Raw genomic sequence first — 17,989 nt, 5'->3', positions numbered from 1 at the left:
AGTTATAAGCTGCCGCTTTACGTATGCGATGTGAAATGGATGCCATGCTGAAAAGTTATGCAGCCGCCGTGCTGGCGCTGGTGGTCGGGCTTGCCGCGCCGGCGACGTCGGCCGCGCCGCAATCCTCGCCGCCGGCCGCCTTGTCGGCCGTTTCGTCCCCCCTTCCGGCATCTTCCGCGTCCGCACCCAAGGTCCTGCGCGCCTTCCTCAGCACCGGCGAAACCGGGCTCGATCCGGCGGTGGCCTCCGACATCGCCAGCCTCAGCCTGCTGGAAAACCTGTTCGATCCGCTGTTGCGCTACGATTACCTGGCCCGCCCCGTCAAATTGCAGGCCAACACGCTGACGGCGATGCCCACGGTCGGGGACAACGGCCTCACCTACACCTTCCATTTGCGCCAGGACATTTATTTCACGGCAGATCCGGCTTTTAAAGGCGCACGCCGGCAAGTGACGGCGCAGGACTACGTCTACAGCCTGAAGCGGTTGTACGATCCGGCGCTCAAGTCGCCATGGAGCTTCCTCTTGGAAGGAAAAATCGTCGGCGACGCGGCGCTCAAGGCCCGCTTCGGCTACGACGGCGATATCGCCGGCCTGCAGGCGGTGGACAAGTTCACGCTGCGCATCCGGCTTAACGCCGCCGATCCCAACTTCCTGTTTTATATGGCGATTCCGGCGACGGGCGTGGTGGCGCGCGAGGTGGTCGAGGCGTACGGCGTGCAGGTCGGCAACCACCCCGTGGGCACGGGCCCGTTCAAGATCGGCACGTGGAAGCGCAGCGACCAGATCTCGCTGCTGGCCAACCGCGACTTTCGGCCGATGGTCTTCCAGGGCCGGCAGTTGCCGCTGGTGGACCGGGTCGACATCAAGATCATGGAGGAATACCAGTCGCGCGTGCTGGGCTTTTTGAACGGCGAATTCGATTTCCTCGAGCAGTTGCCGGAATCGATGAAGGAAATGGTGCTGACCGACGACGCCAAGCCGACCTTGCGGCCTGAACTGGCCCGCAAGGGGCTGGTGCTGTCGCCCTTCCCCGTGCTGCAAACCTATTACATGTGGATGAACATGGAAGACCCGCTGATCGGCGGCTACGGCAAGGACAAGGTGGCGCTGCGGCGCGCCATCGCGCTCAGCTACAACAGCGCCGAGGACATCGCCCAGATGAAAAAAGGCCTTGCGCTGCGCGCCGAGACGCCGCTGCCGCCGAACGTGCTCGGCTACGATCCGGCCTACCGCAGCCCGGTCGGCTACGATCCGGCGCTGGCCAACGCGCTGCTGGACCGCTACGGCTACAAAAAGGGACCGGGCGGCTTCCGCACCCTGCCCGACGGCAAACCGCTGACCCTGGTCATGCACACCGAGCCGTCGATGGTGGGCCGCCTGCGCGACGAGTTGTGGCGCAAGAATCTGAACGCGATCGGTCTCAACGTCACTTTCAAGAGCGACAAGAAGACCGAGATCATCAAAGCCTCGCGCCTGGGCAACGTGATGATGTTCGAAACCAACTGGGTGGCCGACTTCCCCGACGGCGACAATTTCTATCAATTGCTGTACGGCCCGAACAAGGCGGGGCCGAACTACGCCCGCTTCAACCTGCCCGCCTACAATCAGCGCTACGAGCAAACCCGCACGATGGGGGACACGCCCGCGCGCACCAGGTTGTATGATGAAATGGCGCAGATCATTCACGCGTACACGCCATGGGTGCTGCTGACGCATCCGATCGCCGCCGATCTGCAGCAGCCATGGCTTAAACATTACACGCGCCACCCGGTGGAATTCACCAACTGGCGTTATCTGGACGTAGACGCACATACCCCGCGCTGAACCGCCGCGTAGAATGGATAAATGAAATTTCTCAATCGCCGGGGCCTGGCCTACGTGCTGACGCACCCCATGGACTTCCTGGTGCAATGCCTCAAGGGCTTTCGCGCCAATCAAGGCCTGCTGCTGGCGGGCGCGGTGGCCTATTACTCGCTGCTATCGATCGTCCCGTTGCTGATGCTGGTGGTGGTCGCGTTGTCGCATGTGATCGACCAGGACGTGCTGCTCGACACCGTCGGCCGCTATCTGAACTACCTGGTGCCCGGACAAACGAAACCGTTCGTCACCGAGGTCGGGCATTTCCTCGAACACCGCGACGTGGTCGGCGGCGTGCTGCTGGTCAGCATGATCTTTTTCAGCTCGCTGGCCTTCACGGTGCTGGAAAACGCCATGTCCGTCATCTTCAAGCATCGCGTCGAGATCAAGCGCCGGCGTTTTCTGATCTCGGCGATCATGCCGTACTGCTTCATCCTCTCGCTGGGCGTTGGCATGCTGCTGGTGACCCTGGTGGCGGGCAGCCTGCAAGTGATGGGCGAGGAAAGCGTGCACTTGTTCGGCTACGACTGGTCGCTCGAAGGCGTGTCGGGCGCGCTGCTGTACATGCTGGGCCTGAGCGGCGAGGTGCTGGTGCTGACGGCCATCTATCTGGTCATGCCGGTCGGCCGGTTGTCCCTGTCGCACGCCCTGATCGGCGGCGTGACGGCGGCGCTGCTGTGGGAGCTGGCGCGCCACATCCTGGTCTGGTACTTTTCCACCTTGTCGCAGGTGAACGTGGTGTACGGCTCGATGACGACTGCCATCATCGTCATGTTCAGCCTGGAAATCGGCGCCACCCTGTTGCTGTTCGGCGCCCAGGTGATCTCCGAGTTCGAGCGGGCCTGCCGCCACAAGCCGCGCCGCAATCCGACGCCGCTGACCACGGAAGCCACAGAAATGAAATAATTTGTGCGTCGCACAAACAACTGTGTTACACTACGTTCGTGGTTGAGGTTCTCTTGGTTTCCAAGCGTTCAGTCCCACGTCTGAGGCAAGCGCCGTAGTCCGATATGTGTAAGAGCGGATCACAGCTGGCGCTACCTGGAGTTGTAGTTTCGAATACATTGGTCGTTTTACACGTTGGAGGCACCACGCAGATAGCATGGGCGTCCGAGAAACGCTGAAGTCACTTTGCAGATAGCACTGGACGACGGCACGATTAAAGCATTGGTAATACATTGGAACGAAGCCCGTTGAGATACGGGCTTTTTTTTCGTCCGCGTTTTCGTAAAAATGCGGGGGGCAAGTCTGTCATTCGGACACGAGCTCTACTACACAATGCTTCAGTTCGTGTCCGAATGTCAGACTGACCCCGGAGTTTGTTTTACAGCGCGCGGGCGATGAGGAGTTTTTGGATGTCGCTGGTGCCTTCGTAGATCTGGCACACGCGCACGTCGCGGTAGATGCGCTCGACCGGGAAGTCGGAGACGTAGCCGTAGCCGCCGTGTACCTGGATGGCGTCCGAGCAGACTTTTTCCGCCATTTCGGAGGCGAACAGCTTGGCCATCGCCGCCTCTTTTAAACATGGCAGGCCGGCGTCCTTCATTGATGCGGCGTGGCGGATCAGTTGGCGCGCCGCTTCGATTTGCGTGGCCATGTCGGCCAGCCGGAATTGCACCGCCTGGTGCTCGAAGATCGGCTTGCCGAAGCTTTCGCGGTCGCGAGCGTACGTCAGCGCGGCCTCGTACGCGGCGCGCGCCATGCCGACCGCTTGCGAGGCGATGCCGATGCGGCCACCCTCGAGACCCGACAGCGCGATCTTGTAGCCTTGGCCTTCTTCGCCGATCAGGTTCTCGGCCGGGATGCGGCAGTTCTCGAACAGGATCTGCGCCGTGTCCGACGAGTGCTGTCCCATCTTTTGCTCCAGGCCGGCGACGATGTAGCCCGGCGTCGACGTCGGCACCCAGAAGGCGCTGATGCCCTTCTTGCCGGCGGCCTTGTCGGTGACGGCCAGGACGATGGCGACGTCGGCGTACTTGCCGCTGGTGATGAATTGCTTGACGCCGTTGATGACGTAGTCGCCGCCATCCCGCGTGGCGGTGGTGCGCAACGCGGCGGCGTCGCTGCCGGTGTGCGGTTCGGTCAGGCAGAAGGCGCCCAGCATGTCGCCCTGGGCTAGCGGACGCAGCCACTGCTCCTTTTGCCGGTCGTTGGCGTACATCATGGCGATGCTGCACACCGGACAGTTGTTGACCGAGATGATGGTGGAGGTGCCGCCGTCGCCGGCCGCGATCTCCTCCAGCACCAGCGCCAGCGAGACGTAGTCCATGCCGGCGCCGCCCAGGGCTTCCGGCACGGCGACGCCGAAGGCGCCCAGCGCGGCCAGTTCCTTCAGTTCCTCTTTCGGGAAGTGGTGCTCCTTGTCCCAGCGGGCGGCCTGTGGCGCCAGGCGTTCCTGCGCGAAGGTGCGCAGGGCGTCGCGGATCATTTCGTGTTCTTCGGTCAGTATCATGTCGTCTCGTCTTTTTAATTTTAACCAGCACCCCGCCTGGCTGTGCGGGGTTCGCCTCTGATTGCGAAGCTGTTACCAGCCGATCTCGCTGCCGTCGTAGTTGCGGTAGACGGCGCGCTCCGACGCCGGCAGCGCGGCCAACGTGGCGCGGATGCCGCCGGCGCTTTCCTCCACCGAGATGTCGGCGCCCTCGCCGCCCATCTCCGTGCGCACCCAGCCCGGATGGAAGGCGACGCAGGTGGCGCCTTGCTTGCCGAACACCAGCGCCGTGTCGATCAGCACCGAGTTCAAGGCGGCTTTGCTGGCGCGGTACAGCGAGCCGCTGGGGCTGCCGCGCTCGCTCAGCGATCCCATCTTCGACGACAGCACCGCCAGCTTGCCGCGCGCCGCGCACACCAGCGGCGCGATGATCGGCAGCAGGCGCATCGCCGCCAGCACGTTGGTGTGCATGACGGAATCGAAATCCGTCTGCAGCGGGAAGCCATCATGGCGCGGGCCGTAGACGCCGGCGTTCAGGATGGCGACGTTGAGTTCCTCGCCGTCGAGCTTCCAGCCGATGCCGGCGCACGCCTCGACGTCCGTGACGTCGAGCTGATGCGGCTCGGCCCCCAGCGCGCCGAGCGCGGCGCAGTCCTCGGCCTTGCGGGCGGTGGCGATCACACGCCAGCCGTCAGCCAGGTATTGCTTGACGAGTTCGTGCCCGATGCCGCGCGAGGCGCCAATGATGAGTGCGGTCGCCATCTGATTACACCAGCTCGATGGCCATGGCCGTCGCCTCGCCGCCGCCGATGCACAGGGCAGCGACGCCCTTCTTGCCGCCGGTGCGCTTGAGCGCGCCGATCAGCGTGACGATGATGCGCGCGCCGGAGGCGCCGATCGGGTGGCCCAGCGCGCAAGCGCCGCCGTGCACGTTGATCTTGCTGTGCGGGATGTCGAGGTCGCGCATGGCGGCCATCGGCACGGCGGCGAACGCCTCGTTGATCTCGAACAGGTCGACGTCCCTGCTGGCCCAGCCGATTTTCTTGTACAGCTTTTCCACCGCGCCGATCGGGGCGGTGGTGAACAGGTTCGGTTCCTGCGCGAACGTGGCGTGGCCGTGGATTTTGGCGATGACGGTCGCGCCCAGCTGCTTGGCGGTCGATTCGCGCATCATCACCAGCGCGGCGGCGCCGTCGTTGATCGACGACGACGACGCGGCCGTGATGGTGCCGTCCTTCTTGAACGCGGCGCGCAAGGTCGGGATCTTTTCGATCTTGGCTTTCAGCGGGCCTTCATCCTTGTCGATGACGGTGTCGCCGGCGCGGCTGGTGACGGTCACGGGCGCGATTTCCCATTTGAACCAGCCTTCGTTGGTGGCGGCCTGCGCGCGCTTGACCGATTCGATGGCGAAGTTGTCCTGCGCCTCGCGGGTGAATTCGTACTTGGCCGAGCACTCCTCGGCGAACGTGCCCATGGAGCGGCCTTCGCCGGTCTTCTCATTGCGCGAGTAGGCGTCCTCGAGGCCGTCGTACATCATGTGGTCGAACATCATGCCGTGGCCGATGCGGTAGCCGCCGCGCGCCTTCGGAATCAGATACGGCGCGTTGGTCATCGACTCCATGCCGCCGGCGATCACCACGTCGGCGCTGCCGGCGACCAGCTGGTCGTGGGCGAAGATGGCGGCCTGCATCGCGGAACCGCACATTTTGGACAAGGTGACGGCGCCGGTCGATGCGGGCAGGCCGGCTTTCAACAGGGCCTGGCGCGCGGGCGCCTGGCCCTGGCCGGCCATCAGGCAGTTGCCGAAGTAGACGTGCTCGACCAGCTTGCCGTCGATGCCGGCGCGCTCGACGGCGGCGGCGATCGCTACCGCGCCCAGGTCGTGCGCGGCCTTGCCGGAAAAGTCGCCCTGGAAGGCGCCCATGGGAGTGCGGGCCGCACCGACGATAACAATAGGATCATTCATTTTCTAGCGTCTCCATAAAGGGTGGCGGCACCGGGATCGATACCGCCGGAATGTTGGACTGGTTCTCGTGGAAGAAACGGATGTGCTGCGGATACGGATAAACGTCCTCGACGACGCCGTCGAGGATGCGCTGCTTGCGCGCCTGCCAGTATTCGCGCGTCAGCAGGTCGGCGTGGTGCTTCATGAAATACTTGCGGATCTTGGCGTTGCCCAGCAGGAAGCGGCCGAACTGCTCGGGGAAGACGTCGTGCTTGCCGATCGGATACCACGGCTCCGATGCCATCTCGTCCTCCTCATTGCGCGCTTCCGGGATGTCGCGGAAATTGCAGTCGGTGATGTATTCGATCTCGTCGTAATCGTAGAACACGATGCGCTGGTGCCGGGTCACGCCGAAGTTCTTGTACAGCATATCGCCGGGGAAGATGTTGGCGGCGACCAGCTCCTTGATGGCGTTGCCGTACTCAAGGATGCCGTGTTCGATCTGGGCGTCGTTGCCGTCCTTGTCCGCGTTGCCGAGCCACATGTTCAGCGGTACCATGCGGCGCTCGATGTACAGGTGCTTGATGATGATTTTCTCGCCCTCTTCCTCATATAAGGACGGCGCGAAATGTTTCAACTCGGCGATCAGTTCCTCGGTGAAGCGGTGGCGCGGGAAGGCGACATTCGAATACTCCAAGGTGTCGGCCATGCGGCCGACGCGGTCGTGGTGTTTGACCAGCAGGTATTTTTCCTTGATCAGCGCGCGCGTGGTGTCCTTGGGCGGCGGATAGAAATCCTTGATGACTTTGAACACGTAGGGGAACGACGGCAGCGCGAACACCAGCATCACCAGCCCCTTGATGCCGGGCGCGATTTCGAACTGGTCCGAAGAATGTTTCAGGTGTTGCAGGTAATCGCGGTAGAACAGCGTCTTGCCCTGCTTTTGCAGGCCGAGGATGGTGTAGATCTCGCTGCGCGGTTTACGCGGCAGCAGGGTGCGCAGGAATTGCACATAGGCCGAGGGCACCTCCATGTCCACCAGGAAGTAGGCGCGCGTGAACGAGAACAGGATGGTGATCAGTTCCTGGTCGAACAGCACGGTATCGAGTATCAGTTCGCCGTGGCGGTTGTGCAGGATCGGCACGACGAACGGATATACCTTGTTGCCGTTGATGCCCTTGCCGACGATGTAGGCGCCCTTGTTGCGGAAGAACAAGCTCGACAGCACCTGGATCTGGTTGTTCGGCTCGGTCCTGCCGGCGCCGAACAGGTCTTGCAAACGTGTCTCCACCTGTTCGACGTCGCGCGACAGGTTATCGAATTTGGCGTCGAGCTGGAAGTCGGTGACGATGCGCTTGATCGTACAGTGCAAGCCGTCCGTGCCCGGATAGTAGACGCGGTAGGTCGGCGCCAGTTCCTCGGTTTCGATGTACTCGGTCGAGACCACCGGCCGCACGAAGATGAATTCGTTGTGGAAGTAGCTGCGGTGCAGGATGTTGCAGCAGACCGAGTTGAAAAAGGTTTCCGCCAGCTCCGGCTGCTTGTGGTCGGACAGCATGCCGATGTAGTGCAGCTTGAGCTCGCGCCACACCTCGTCGGTCAGGTCGGACTGGCTGTATTCGTCCTCCAGGGTTTGCACGCATTCCTGCACGCGGCGGTCGTAGAAATCGATTCGCTCGCGCGCGGCCTGCTGCGCCGCGCCCCAGGCGCCGCGCTCGAAATGCTCCTTGGCCTGCCGGCTGGTCTGGCGGAACAAGCGGTAGTGCTTGTCGAAGCCATCGCGGATCGTGCGCGCGATGTCGAACGCGATCTGCGAGCGCAGCAGTTTTGGGAATGCAGCCTGGGTCATGATGGCCCTCACCTTTACGCGTTGACTCAACTAAACTTGTTCGGTCGGTCGGCAGCAAACCCGCAACCCCATGCGGGTCGTACCCCCTGGGGTACGACCCCTATGCCGCGACGCAAGCACGTCGGTGCAAGCATGAGGGGTTAGCGGGTTTCCGCGAACAATTCGCGGCCGATCAGCATGCGGCGGATTTCGCTGGTGCCGGCGCCGATTTCATACAACTTGGCATCGCGCCACAGGCGGCCGACCGGATACTCGTTGATGTAGCCGTTGCCGCCCAAGGTCTGGATCGCCTCGCCGGCCATCCAGGTCGCCTTCTCCGCGCTGTACAAGATGGCGCCGGCGGCGTCCTTGCGCAGCTGGCGCACCGCCTCCGGCGTGGTGGCGCGGTCGCAGGCCTGGCCGACGGCGTACACATAGGCCTTGCACGCCATCATGGTCGAGTACATATCCGCGATCTTACCCTGCATCAGCTGGAATTCGCCGATCGCCTGGCCGAACTGTTTGCGGTCGTGGATGTAGGGCACGACCGCGTCCATGCACGCCTGCATGATGCCCAGCGGACCGCCGGACAGCACGGTGCGCTCGAAGTCCAGGCCCGACATCAGCACGTTGACGCCCTTGCCCAGGCCGCCGAGCACGTTCTCGACCGGCACTTCGCAATCCTCGAACACCAGCTCGCCCGTGTGCGAGCCGCGCATGCCCAGCTTGTCGAGCTTTTGCGCCACCGAGAACCCCTTGTAGCCCTTTTCGATCAGGAAGGCGGTCATGCCCTTGGCGCCGGCGTCGAGGTCGCTCTTGGCGTAGACCACCAGCACGTCGGCGTCGGGGCCGTTGGTGATCCACATCTTGGTGCCGTTGAGCACCCAGCGGTCGCCCTTGAAATCGGCGCGCAGCTTCATGCTGACGACGTCGGAACCGGCGTTGGGCTCGGACATCGCCAGCGCGCCGACGTGTTCGCCCGAGATCAGCTTCGGCAGGTATTTTTGTTTTTGCTCCTCGGTGCCGTTGCGCTTGATCTGGTTGACGCACAGGTTCGAGTGGGCGCCGTACGACAGGCCGACCGAGGCCGATGCGCGCGAGATTTCCTCCATCGCCACGATGTGGGCCAGGTAGCCCATGTTGGCGCCGCCGTATTCCTCGCTGACGGTGATGCCGAGCACGCCCAGCTCCCCCATCTTGCGCCACAGGTCCATCGGGAACTGGTCGCTGCGGTCGATCTCGGCCGCGCGCGGTGCGATCTCGGCGGCGGCGAACTGTTGCACGGTTTCGCGCAGGGCGGCGATGTCTTCGCCGTGGTCAAAGGTCAGGCCTGGGAGATGGAGCATGTCATCCTCATTCTTCTGGTTTGATTTGAACGGTAATCATACCTTGGAGTGACGTTTACGTAAACGTAAAGTAAGCGGAACCTACTAAACTACGTCAAGCGGTTTTGGCTTCTTCCTGGGCCGCCAGCAGGCGTTTGCATTCGTCCTCGTGCGCGGTGATCTCGGCCAGCGACATTTCGATGTCCTCGCGCTGCTGTTCCAGCGTTTGGCGGTGCTGGGCCAGTACGCCGAGAAAGCGGTGCATCTGGGCGCTGGTGTCCTTGGGCGTCTCGTACATGTCGACCAGGCTCTTGATTTCGGACAGCGACAGGCCGAGGCGCTTGCCGCGCAGGGTCAGCTTGAGGCGGGTGCGGTCGCGCGGGGTGTAGACGCGGCTGCGGCCGCCGGCACCCTCGCGGGACGGGCTCAGCAAGCCCTGGTCCTCGTAGAAGCGGATGGCGCGCGCCGTGATGTCGAATTCACGGGCCAGTTCGGTAATGGTATAAGTAGGCATCGGGCTCAGGGCGGTAGGTCGTTCGATTTCCGTTTACGTCAACGTCATGGATATTGTAGCGCGCCTGGCGCCCGGCCGGCGGCTATCGGCGGCGACCGCCGCCCACCGTGACGCACTGGTATCGTGCGACGTTGATCCCGGGCCGGCGGCATCATACCCTTCCGCGTAAAAGTGGTATGGCTTTCGCCGGGCAACTAGTGATAAGATTTGCAACTTCACCACCCCCATAAGAGAGAGCCGGAAGTTGCCTCTTTTGCAGTAGCCGACCAAACATAATTTGGTGGGCCTGCGCGCCGGCATCCGCACTTACAGAGGATAGAATGCCAATTTCGACATCCCATCACGTCACCTTCAGCGCTCGTTTTCAAGAGACTGACTTTCATGACGCAACGTGAAATAGTGCACCTATGAACTCTTCCAATGAACGCGAAAGCTTTAGCCAGCGCTTGCAGCAGGCTCTTAAGAACGCCCACTACTCGCCCGACAGCCCCACACGGCTGGCCAGGGAATTTAATATTCGGTTTGATGGCAGACCGATCACAGTCCACGCGGCCCGCAAATGGCTGGTGGGCGAGGCCATCCCGACCCAGGAAAAGCTGCGCATGATCGCGCAGTGGTTGGGTGTGCCCGCCGAGTGGCTGCGCTTCGGCGGCGCCGAGGCGGGCGCCCCGGCCGGCGAAAACGGCAACGGCGTGTCCCGCTTCGAGTCGGCCGACGTCAAATTAATCGCCGATTTACAGCGCCTGGACGAGCATCATCGGCAAATCGCACGCGAATTTATTCGCATGCTGGTACGGGTGAACTACCAAAAGTAGTCATTTTAAGTACTGGTACGGAGTTATATCGACTGTTTGTGGCGACTTTTCCGGCGGATGCGGTGTGAAACTAGTTTCATGATTTCACCGGTTTTTGTTCGGAAAAAGTGTATTTGAAGTAGTGACTTTTTATTTTGGGCCCCTTTGCGAATTGTCATCGTTTCGACATGGATTTCAGGCACAATGGGGAGTCAGCGCCGCTGAACCGCAGCATTTACTTCGGAGCCAAGCTTTTGAGCCGTCCTATGAAAAGTAACTACAGCAACGTCGCGCAGCTAAAAGATTTGATGACCGTCCCTCCGATGACCGCCGCCCAGCATGCCGAGGTGATGCGCAAGCGCATCGCCCATCGCCGCATGGTGGAGGAAGCCAGGGATTTGAAAAAAGCCAGCGGATCGCAGTTCGATAAGCGCTAGGCGGGACCGGCACCATCTTCGTTGGACGGGCTGGCTGGCTTCATACCAGCCCAGCGCGGGGCCAGCGTGTGCTCGATGCCGAACAGGTCGATGACCCGGCCCACGGTGTGGTCCACCATCTCCGCAATGCTTTGCGGATTGTGATAAAAGCCCGGCAGCGGCGGGTAGATAATGCCGCCCATCTCCGTTACCGCCGTCATGTTGCGCAAGTGCGCGAGATTGAACGGCGTCTCCCTCACCATCAGCACCAGCCGGCGGCGCTCCTTGAGCACCACGTCGGCCGCGCGCGCGATCAGGTTGTCCGACAGGCCATGCGCCACGGACGCCAAGGTCTTCATCGAGCAGGGCGCGACGATCATGCCGTCCGATTGGAACGAGCCGCTGGCGATCGACGCGCCGACGTCGCGCACCCTGTGCACCACGTGGGCGTACGATTCGACTTCCTTGCGCTGCAGGCCGGTTTCCTGGTGCAAGGTGAGGACGGCCGCGTCGGAGACGATCAGATGCGTCTCGACGTTCGGAGTGTGTTGCAAATGCTGCAGCAGACGCACGCCATACACGGCGCCGGTGGCGCCGGTGATGGCTATTATTATCCGCTGCGGTCGATCAGGCATCCAGCAGGGCTTTCAGCTCGCCGGACTCGAACATCTCGTTCATGATGTCCGAACCGCCGATGAACTCGCCTTTGACGTAGAGCTGCGGAATGGTCGGCCAGTTCGAGTAGTCCTTGATGCCTTGGCGCACTTCCGGATCTTCCAGCACGTTGACGGTGGCGATGTTCTCGACGCCGCAGGCTTTCAGGATCTGGATGGCGCGGCCGGAGAAGCCGCATTGCGGGAACTGGGCGGTGCCCTTCATGAACAGCACCACCGGGGTGGCGGTCACGGTTTCTTTGATCCAGGTTTGTACGTCGCTCATAGCTGCCTCAGTGTAAATAAGTATTAGGTGCGCACATTTTATAAGAAATGCGGCCCCCGCGTACCAACAACCCACGGGGTCAGGTCCGACATTCGGACAAATCCAGATTTTGTTGAACTTTTTTGGTTGGCAAAAGTTCAAAAATGTCCGAATGTCGGACCTGACCCCCGGGGGTAAGCTTCGGAGTTAGCCGCGTAGTTTGGCGAAGGCGGCCGCCATGCTGCCGCCGATCGGCTCGGCGCGGGCGGTTTGCTTCTGGTGCTGGCCCATGCTCTTGCGGTCGGTGCGGTCGCTGCGCTGCTGCGGCTGGGCGCCGGCTTGCGGGGCGCTGTCGGTCAGGCGCATCGTTAAGGCGATGCGCTTGCGCTTTTCGTCCACTTCCAGCACCTTCACTTTGACCACCTGGCCGGCCTTGACCACCGTGTGCGGGTCCTTGACGAACGTGTTCGACAAGGCGGAGATATGTACCAGGCCGTCCTGGTGCACGCCGATGTCGACGAAGGCGCCGAAGGCGGCCACGTTAGTGACTACGCCTTCGAGGATCATGTCCGGACGCAGGTCGCGGATCTCTTCGACGCCGTCCTTGAAGGTGGCGGTGGTGAACTCGGGACGCGGATCGCGGCCCGGCTTTTCCAGCTCCTTCAAGATGTCGGTGATGGTCGGCACGCCGAACTTGTCGTCGGCGTATTTGGCCGGGCTGAGCGACTTGATCAGCGCGGTCTCGCCGATGACGGCCTTGATGTCCTTCTTGATGTCGCCGAGGATCTTTTCGACCAGCGGGTACGATTCCGGGTGCACCGCCGAGGCGTCCAGCGGGTTTTCGCCGCCCATCACGCGCAGGAAGCCGGCCGCCTGCTCGAAGGTCTTGTCGCCCAGGCGCGGCACCGACTTGAGCGCGGCGCGCGAGGCGAAGGCGCCCTTGACGTCGCGGTACGAGACGATGGCCTGCGCCACCGACGTCGACAGCCCCGATACGCGCGCCAGCAGCGGCGCCGACGCGGTGTTGACGTCCACGCCCACAGCGTTGACGCAATCCTCGACGACGGCGTCGAGCGAGCGCGCCAGCTGGGTTTGCGAGACGTCGTGCTGGTATTGGCCGACGCCGATCGATTTCGGGTCGATCTTGACCAGCTCGGCCAGCGGGTCTTGCAGGCGGCGCGCGATCGAGACGGCGCCGCGCAGCGAGACGTCCATGTCCGGCAACTCGCGCGAGGCGAATTCGGACGCTGAATACACCGACGCGCCCGCCTCCGAGACGACGATCTTGGTCATCTTCTGATCCGGATGCTGCTTGATCAGGTCCTGCGCCAGCTTGTCGGTTTCGCGCGAGGCGGTGCCGTTGCCGATCGAGATCAGCGAGACGTTGTGCTTGGCGGCCAGGCGTCCCAGCGTGTGCAGCGAGCCGTCCCAGTCGTTTTTCGGCTGGTGCGGATAGATGACGGCGGTGTCGACCACCTTGCCGGTGGCGTCGACCACGGCCACCTTGACGCCGGTGCGCAGGCCCGGATCCAGGCCCATCGTGGCGCGCTGGCCGGCCGGCGCAGCCAGCAACAAGGCTTTCAAATTGGTGGCGAAGACGTTGATGGCGTCCAGTTCGGACCGCTCGCGCAGCGCGCCCATCAATTCTGTTTCCAGGTGCATGAAGCTTTTCACGCGCCACGTCCAGCGCGCCGTGTCGGCCAGCCATTTGTCGGCCGCGCGGCCCTGGTTCTTGATGCCGAAGCGGGCGGCGATGCGGCCCTCGCACGGATTGTGCGGCGCGTCCCACTTCGGTTTCTCGGCTTCGGTGTCGAGCCGCAGGGTGACGTCGAGGATGCCTTCGCGGCGCCCGCGCATCAGCGCCAGCGCGCGGTGCGAAGGCACGGTGGCAATGGTTTCCGAATAATCGAAGTAATCGGCGAATTTTTCGCCTTCGTCTTGCTTTCCTTCAATAACCTTCGATTCAACGATGCCATGCTCTTGTACGTACTCGCGCAACGACTGCAGCAGGGTGGCGTCCTCGGCGAAGCGTTCCATCAGGATTTGACGGGCGCCGTCGAGCGCGGTTTTGGTGTCGGCGACGCCGGGATTGTTGCCGTCGGCGGTGGTGAAGGCTTCGCGCAGGAAGCGGGTGGCTTCCGTTTCGGGAGTCAGTTCGGGGTTGGCCAGCAGGCTGTCGGCCAGCGGCGCGAGGCCCGCTTCGATGGCGATTTGCGCTTTGGTGCGGCGTTTTTGCTTGTACGGAAGATATAAGTCTTCCAACCGGGTCTTGTCTTCCGCATGCATGACAGCATCTAATAGAGCTGGCGTCATTTTATTCTGTTCGGTGATGGATGCCACGATGGCGGCGCGGCGGTCTTCCAGCTCGCGCAGGTAGCGCAGGCGCTCTTCGAGCAAACGCAGCTGGATGTCGTCGAGGCCGCCGGTGGCTTCCTTGCGGTAACGGGCGATGAAGGGGACGGTGGCGCCTTCGTCCAGCAGGGCGATGGCGGCGGCAACCTGGACCGGTTTCGCGGCGAGTTCGAGGGCGAGACGTTGTTCGATGGAAGGCAGCATGTGGGTCATTCCTTAGCGGTCAAGCCCGGAATGATACGCAATCGGCGCGATTGTGCCAGTCTTGACAGTCCAAATGGACGAAGATATAGCCGATCCGCAAATATTGAACCGTGTTTGAGGCGTCTAAAGACACCAAAGGCACATAAGCACGCGGGTTTTTCAAAAGAATCCGCAAACACGAACGCGTGTATGGCGGATAATATCGCCTGTTGCCGTTTTTGAACCATCTTTGAACAACATGCGACCTATGGATTTTACCCGCGACGACGCCACCGACGAGGTTCCCGCCAAGCCAGCCGCTCCTGCGGCGCCGGCTGCTCCCGCGCGCCTGCCGCCGCCGCCCGCGAACCAATTGTCGTACGCGGTGGCTACCTGGCTGCAACGGGTGGACGCCGCCGCGCATCCCAAGGCCAAGCTGACCGCGCCGCCGGTCGATAGCGATCCGAAACAAACCCAGTACCGGTTGATCTACGTGATGGCGCCCACCAGCGGCGGCCGCCACGTGGCGTTGTGCCTGTACAAGGCGCGGCTGCGCTCGAACGGCGACGTCGCCGCCGCCACCCCGGTCAGCGAGGTGTTTTCGCTGCTGTCGGCGCCGCCGACCTTCCTGGCGCCCGGCGACGAGGATTTGATCCGTTTCTTTGTCGCCATGCGCAGCGGCCAGAATTCGCAGACCGGCTCGGCCACCGAACCGCGCGGCAAGATCGGGGCGGCGCTGCTGCAGATGCTGGCCGAGCAGGATAAATTGCTGTGGGCAAATTCATGGGCCGACGTCGGCAACGGCCTGGTGTATCCGCTCAAGGGCGGCGTGTTGCGCGAAGCCAATCTGGCCTGGCGCGAAGAGGGCAAGGGCCTGCGCCTCGGCTGGCAGGTGCAGCCGCCGCCGGGCGCGCGCGCCACCAGTAATGGCGCCGACCAGGTAGATTACATGCTGCCGACCGATCCACCGTGGTACATCGACAACCTGTCCTGCGGCGTGCTGCAACTGAACCAGGGGGGCGCCTCGATTCCGCTGGCGGACCTGCAGGCGCTGGTGGCGCAGGCGCCGCTGCTGACGGCCAACGACAAGATGCGCGTGTCGCAACTGTTGCTGGCGCACGGCCTGCAACAGCTGATGCCGTTGCCGCAGCCGCTGCCGCAGCGGGTGCGCGACGACGTCAAGCCGCGCCCGGTGCTGACCCTGGACGCGGCGATGCTGGCCGACGGTTCCTTGCAGCGCTGGCACGATTTCGCCGTGCTGTCCTTCGACTACGACGGCGAGCGCGTCTCCTTCGATCCGTCGCAGCGCGTGGTGCGCCAGAAGGGCGAAGTCACCGAGATCATCCAGCGGGACGCCGCCGCCGAGGAACAGGCGCTGGCGCTGCTGAACGAGCGCCACTTCCAGGCGCCGACTGCGCTGCCATTGAGCAGCGTCAAGGGCGGGCTGCTGTTGCCGAGCCAGGCCGAGTGGATACGCTTCGCCCGCGACGGCATCGCCGCCCTGAAGGACGAAGGCTGGAAAGTCGAGAAGACCACCAAGTACCGCTATGACGTCATGGAAGTCGGCGACTGGTACGCGGACGTCACCGAAGACCCGGCCGACGGCGGCCGCGCCTGGTTCGAACTGGAGCTGGGCATCATGGTCAACCAGGAGCGCGTGCCGCTGCTGCCCGTGCTGGTGCAACTGATCCGCAACGCGCCCAACGATTTCAATCCGAAGGCCATCGCCAGCCACGGCGACGAGGACCAGATGCTGGCTACTTTGGCCGACGGCGCGCGCGTGGCGCTGCCGTGGGCGCGGATCAAGCCCATCCTGTCTACCCTGGGCGAGCTGTATTTCAGCGACAAGATCAAGACCTCGTTGCGCATGGCCACGCTGGACGCCGCGCGTCTGGACGAGCTGGCCCGCAACGTCGAACTGAACTGGAACGGCGGCGACGAGCTGCGTGAAATGGGCGCGCGCCTGAACCAGTTCGGCGAAGTCAAGAAAGTGGCCACGCCGGCCGGCCTGCAGGCCACCCTGCGCGACTACCAGACCGACGGCTTGTCGTGGATGCAGTTCCTGCGCGAATACGGCTTCGCCGGCATCCTGGCCGACGACATGGGCCTGGGCAAGACGGTGCAAACCCTGGCCCACATCCTGATCGAAAAAGAGGCCGGCCGCCTGACCGCGCCGGCGCTGGTGATCGCGCCGACCAGCCTGATGGGCAACTGGCAGGAGGAGGCGGCCCGTTTCGCGCCGAGCCTGCGCGTGCTGCTGTTGCAGGGCAAGGACCGCATGGGCCAGTTCGACCAAATCGAAGAGGCCGACCTGGTGCTGACCACCTACGCGCTGCTGCCGCGCGACGAGGAAAAACTGCGCGAGCACGATTTCCACCTGGTTATCCTCGACGAGTCGCACTACATCAAGAACACCCGCTCCAAGGCCGCGCAAAGCGCCGGCTTGCTGCGCGCCCGCCACCGCCTGTGCCTGTCCGGCACGCCGCTGGAAAACCATCTGGGCGAGCTATGGTCGCAGTTCCACTTCCTGCTGCCGGGCTTGCTGGGCGACGAGAAGGGCTTCAATAGCGTCTTCCGCCACCCGATCGAGCGCCAGGACGATCCGATGCGCCGGACCTTGCTCAACCGCCGCATCAAACCTTTCCTGCTGCGCCGGACCAAGGACAACGTGGCCAAGGAGTTGCCGCCGAAGACAGAGATGGTGCGCAAGGTCGAGCTGACCGGCGCCCAGCGCGATCTGTATGAAACCGTGCGCCTGGCGATGGACCAAAAGGTACGCGAGGAAATCGACCGTAAAGGTGTGGCGCGCAGCCAGATCGTCATCCTCGAGGCGCTGCTCAAGCTGCGCCAGGTCTGTTGCGATCCGCGACTGGTCAAGTCGCTGCCGTCGAAGAAGCAGACGGCCGGCTCGGCCAAATTGATCGACCTGATGCAGATGGTCGAGGACTTGCTGGAGGAGAACCGCAAGATCCTGGTGTTCTCGCAGTTCACCAGCATGCTCGAGCTGATCGAGCAGGAGCTCGAGGCGCGCGACATCCCGTACGCGCTGTTGACCGGCGACACCAAGGACCGCAGCGCGCAGGTGGCGGCCTTCCAGCAGGGCGCGGTGCCGATCTTCCTGATCAGCCTGAAGGCCGGCGGCGTCGGCCTGAACCTGACGGCAGCCGACACGGTGATTCATTACGATCCGTGGTGGAACCCGGCGGCCGAGAACCAGGCCACCGACCGCGCCTGGCGCATCGGCCAGGACAAGCCGGTGTTCGTCTACAAGCTGATCGCCAAGGGCACCCTGGAAGAAAAAATCCAGGTGCTGCAGCAGAAAAAATCCGACCTGGCGCAATCGATCCTGGCCGAGGGCGAGTCGCAGAAAATGGCGCTCACGCAAGAGGATCTGCAACAGATCTTCGCGCCGCTGGTGGAGTAG

14 protein-coding genes are annotated in these 17,989 nt (G+C 63.0%); 5 read left to right on the top strand and 9 right to left on the bottom strand.

Annotation, left to right across the window (positions count from 1 at the left end):
* The first annotated feature begins 44 nt into the window (after window positions 1-44).
* Together NHH88_01075 and NHH88_01070 are read left to right on the top strand one after the other, a co-directional pair.
* Window positions 45-1,826, top strand: coding sequence for an ABC transporter substrate-binding protein (locus NHH88_01075; GenBank protein USX14421.1), 1,782 nt, complete (start codon window positions 45-47; stop codon window positions 1,824-1,826).
* 21 nt (window positions 1,827-1,847) lie between these two features.
* On the top strand, window positions 1,848-2,765 hold the full coding sequence (locus tag NHH88_01070; GenBank protein ID USX14420.1) for a YihY/virulence factor BrkB family protein: 918 nt from the start codon (window positions 1,848-1,850) through the stop codon (window positions 2,763-2,765).
* A gap of 418 nt (window positions 2,766-3,183) precedes the next feature.
* Here the strand turns inward: NHH88_01070 and NHH88_01065 are convergent, their stop codons facing one another.
* The 6 genes from NHH88_01065 to NHH88_01040 form a co-directional block, all read right to left on the bottom strand.
* Window positions 3,184-4,311 carry an acyl-CoA dehydrogenase family protein gene (locus tag NHH88_01065; GenBank protein ID USX14419.1) on the bottom strand — a complete coding sequence of 376 codons (1,128 nt, stop codon included), beginning with the start codon at window positions 4,309-4,311 and terminating at the stop codon, window positions 3,184-3,186.
* Between the two features lie 72 nt (window positions 4,312-4,383).
* Entirely contained in the window at window positions 4,384-5,052 is a 669-nt protein-coding gene (locus NHH88_01060; protein ID USX14418.1) for an SDR family oxidoreductase, read from the bottom strand.
* A gap of 4 nt (window positions 5,053-5,056) precedes the next feature.
* Window positions 5,057-6,256, bottom strand: a complete 1,200-nt coding sequence (locus tag NHH88_01055; protein ID USX14417.1) for an acetyl-CoA C-acyltransferase — start codon at window positions 6,254-6,256, stop codon at window positions 5,057-5,059.
* Entirely contained in the window at window positions 6,249-8,084 is a 1,836-nt protein-coding gene (aceK, locus tag NHH88_01050; protein USX14416.1) for a bifunctional isocitrate dehydrogenase kinase/phosphatase, read from the bottom strand. Before aceK ends, NHH88_01055 begins: the two co-directional genes overlap by 8 nt.
* Window positions 8,085-8,224: 140 nt before the next feature.
* Window positions 8,225-9,409 (bottom strand): isovaleryl-CoA dehydrogenase, encoded by a 1,185-nt coding sequence (locus NHH88_01045; protein ID USX14415.1) that lies wholly within the window; start codon window positions 9,407-9,409, stop codon window positions 8,225-8,227.
* Window positions 9,410-9,503: 94 nt separating this feature from the next.
* Complete coding sequence (locus NHH88_01040) at window positions 9,504-9,902, bottom strand: MerR family DNA-binding transcriptional regulator (protein USX14414.1); 399 nt, start codon at window positions 9,900-9,902, stop codon at window positions 9,504-9,506.
* Window positions 9,903-10,309: 407 nt separating this feature from the next.
* Between NHH88_01040 and NHH88_01035 the strand changes: the two genes are divergently transcribed.
* Together NHH88_01035 and NHH88_01030 are read left to right on the top strand one after the other, a co-directional pair.
* Window positions 10,310-10,717: a hypothetical protein gene (locus tag NHH88_01035; GenBank protein USX14413.1), complete on the top strand. Its 408-nt coding sequence runs from the start codon at window positions 10,310-10,312 to the stop codon at window positions 10,715-10,717.
* A gap of 245 nt (window positions 10,718-10,962) precedes the next feature.
* The gene (locus NHH88_01030) at window positions 10,963-11,133 is read left to right on the top strand and encodes a hypothetical protein (GenBank protein ID USX14412.1); all 171 of its coding nucleotides are present in this window, start codon (window positions 10,963-10,965) and stop codon (window positions 11,131-11,133) included.
* On the opposite strand, the gene NHH88_01025 is transcribed toward NHH88_01030, so the two are convergent.
* From NHH88_01025 to NHH88_01015, 3 genes are all read right to left on the bottom strand, one after another.
* On the bottom strand, window positions 11,130-11,747 hold the full coding sequence (locus tag NHH88_01025) for a UbiX family flavin prenyltransferase (protein ID USX14411.1): 618 nt from the start codon (window positions 11,745-11,747) through the stop codon (window positions 11,130-11,132). The two genes, NHH88_01030 and NHH88_01025, sit on opposite strands and share 4 nt — an antisense overlap.
* Window positions 11,740-12,051 carry a Grx4 family monothiol glutaredoxin gene (gene grxD, locus NHH88_01020; protein ID USX14410.1) on the bottom strand — a complete coding sequence of 104 codons (312 nt, stop codon included), beginning with the start codon at window positions 12,049-12,051 and terminating at the stop codon, window positions 11,740-11,742. The genes NHH88_01025 and grxD overlap by 8 nt, the downstream gene beginning before the upstream one ends.
* Window positions 12,052-12,237: 186 nt before the next feature.
* Window positions 12,238-14,586, bottom strand: a complete 2,349-nt coding sequence (locus tag NHH88_01015) for an RNA-binding transcriptional accessory protein (protein ID USX14409.1) — start codon at window positions 14,584-14,586, stop codon at window positions 12,238-12,240.
* Window positions 14,587-14,833: 247 nt separating this feature from the next.
* On the opposite strand from NHH88_01015, the gene NHH88_01010 reads away from it, so the two are divergent.
* Window positions 14,834-17,989 (top strand): DEAD/DEAH box helicase, encoded by a 3,156-nt coding sequence (locus NHH88_01010; GenBank protein USX14408.1) that lies wholly within the window; start codon window positions 14,834-14,836, stop codon window positions 17,987-17,989.

The organism is Oxalobacteraceae bacterium OTU3CAMAD1 (genome assembly GCA_024123915.1).
Lineage (GTDB): Bacteria > Pseudomonadota > Gammaproteobacteria > Burkholderiales > Burkholderiaceae_D > Rugamonas.
This window is presented reverse-complemented; position numbering and strand designations above follow the sequence as displayed.

Excerpts from the sequence above, each read along its gene's own strand:
- aceK (USX14416.1), bottom strand. The coding sequence starts at position 8,084 with ATGACCCAGGCTGCATTCCCAAAACTGCTGCGCTCGCAGATCGCGTTC.
- NHH88_01065 (USX14419.1), bottom strand. The coding sequence starts at position 4,311 with ATGATACTGACCGAAGAACACGAAATGATCCGCGACGCCCTGCGCACC.
- grxD (USX14410.1), bottom strand. The coding sequence starts at position 12,051 with ATGAGCGACGTACAAACCTGGATCAAAGAAACCGTGACCGCCACCCCG.
- NHH88_01010 (USX14408.1), top strand. The coding sequence starts at position 14,834 with ATGGATTTTACCCGCGACGACGCCACCGACGAGGTTCCCGCCAAGCCA.
- NHH88_01040 (USX14414.1), bottom strand. The coding sequence starts at position 9,902 with ATGCCTACTTATACCATTACCGAACTGGCCCGTGAATTCGACATCACG.
- NHH88_01025 (USX14411.1), bottom strand. The coding sequence starts at position 11,747 with ATGCCTGATCGACCGCAGCGGATAATAATAGCCATCACCGGCGCCACC.
- NHH88_01045 (USX14415.1), bottom strand. The coding sequence starts at position 9,409 with ATGCTCCATCTCCCAGGCCTGACCTTTGACCACGGCGAAGACATCGCC.
- NHH88_01030 (USX14412.1), top strand. The coding sequence starts at position 10,963 with ATGAAAAGTAACTACAGCAACGTCGCGCAGCTAAAAGATTTGATGACC.
- NHH88_01055 (USX14417.1), bottom strand. The coding sequence starts at position 6,256 with ATGAATGATCCTATTGTTATCGTCGGTGCGGCCCGCACTCCCATGGGC.
- NHH88_01070 (USX14420.1), top strand. The coding sequence starts at position 1,848 with ATGAAATTTCTCAATCGCCGGGGCCTGGCCTACGTGCTGACGCACCCC.
- NHH88_01015 (USX14409.1), bottom strand. The coding sequence starts at position 14,586 with ATGCTGCCTTCCATCGAACAACGTCTCGCCCTCGAACTCGCCGCGAAA.
- NHH88_01035 (USX14413.1), top strand. The coding sequence starts at position 10,310 with ATGAACTCTTCCAATGAACGCGAAAGCTTTAGCCAGCGCTTGCAGCAG.
- NHH88_01060 (USX14418.1), bottom strand. The coding sequence starts at position 5,052 with ATGGCGACCGCACTCATCATTGGCGCCTCGCGCGGCATCGGGCACGAA.
- NHH88_01075 (USX14421.1), top strand. The coding sequence starts at position 45 with ATGCTGAAAAGTTATGCAGCCGCCGTGCTGGCGCTGGTGGTCGGGCTT.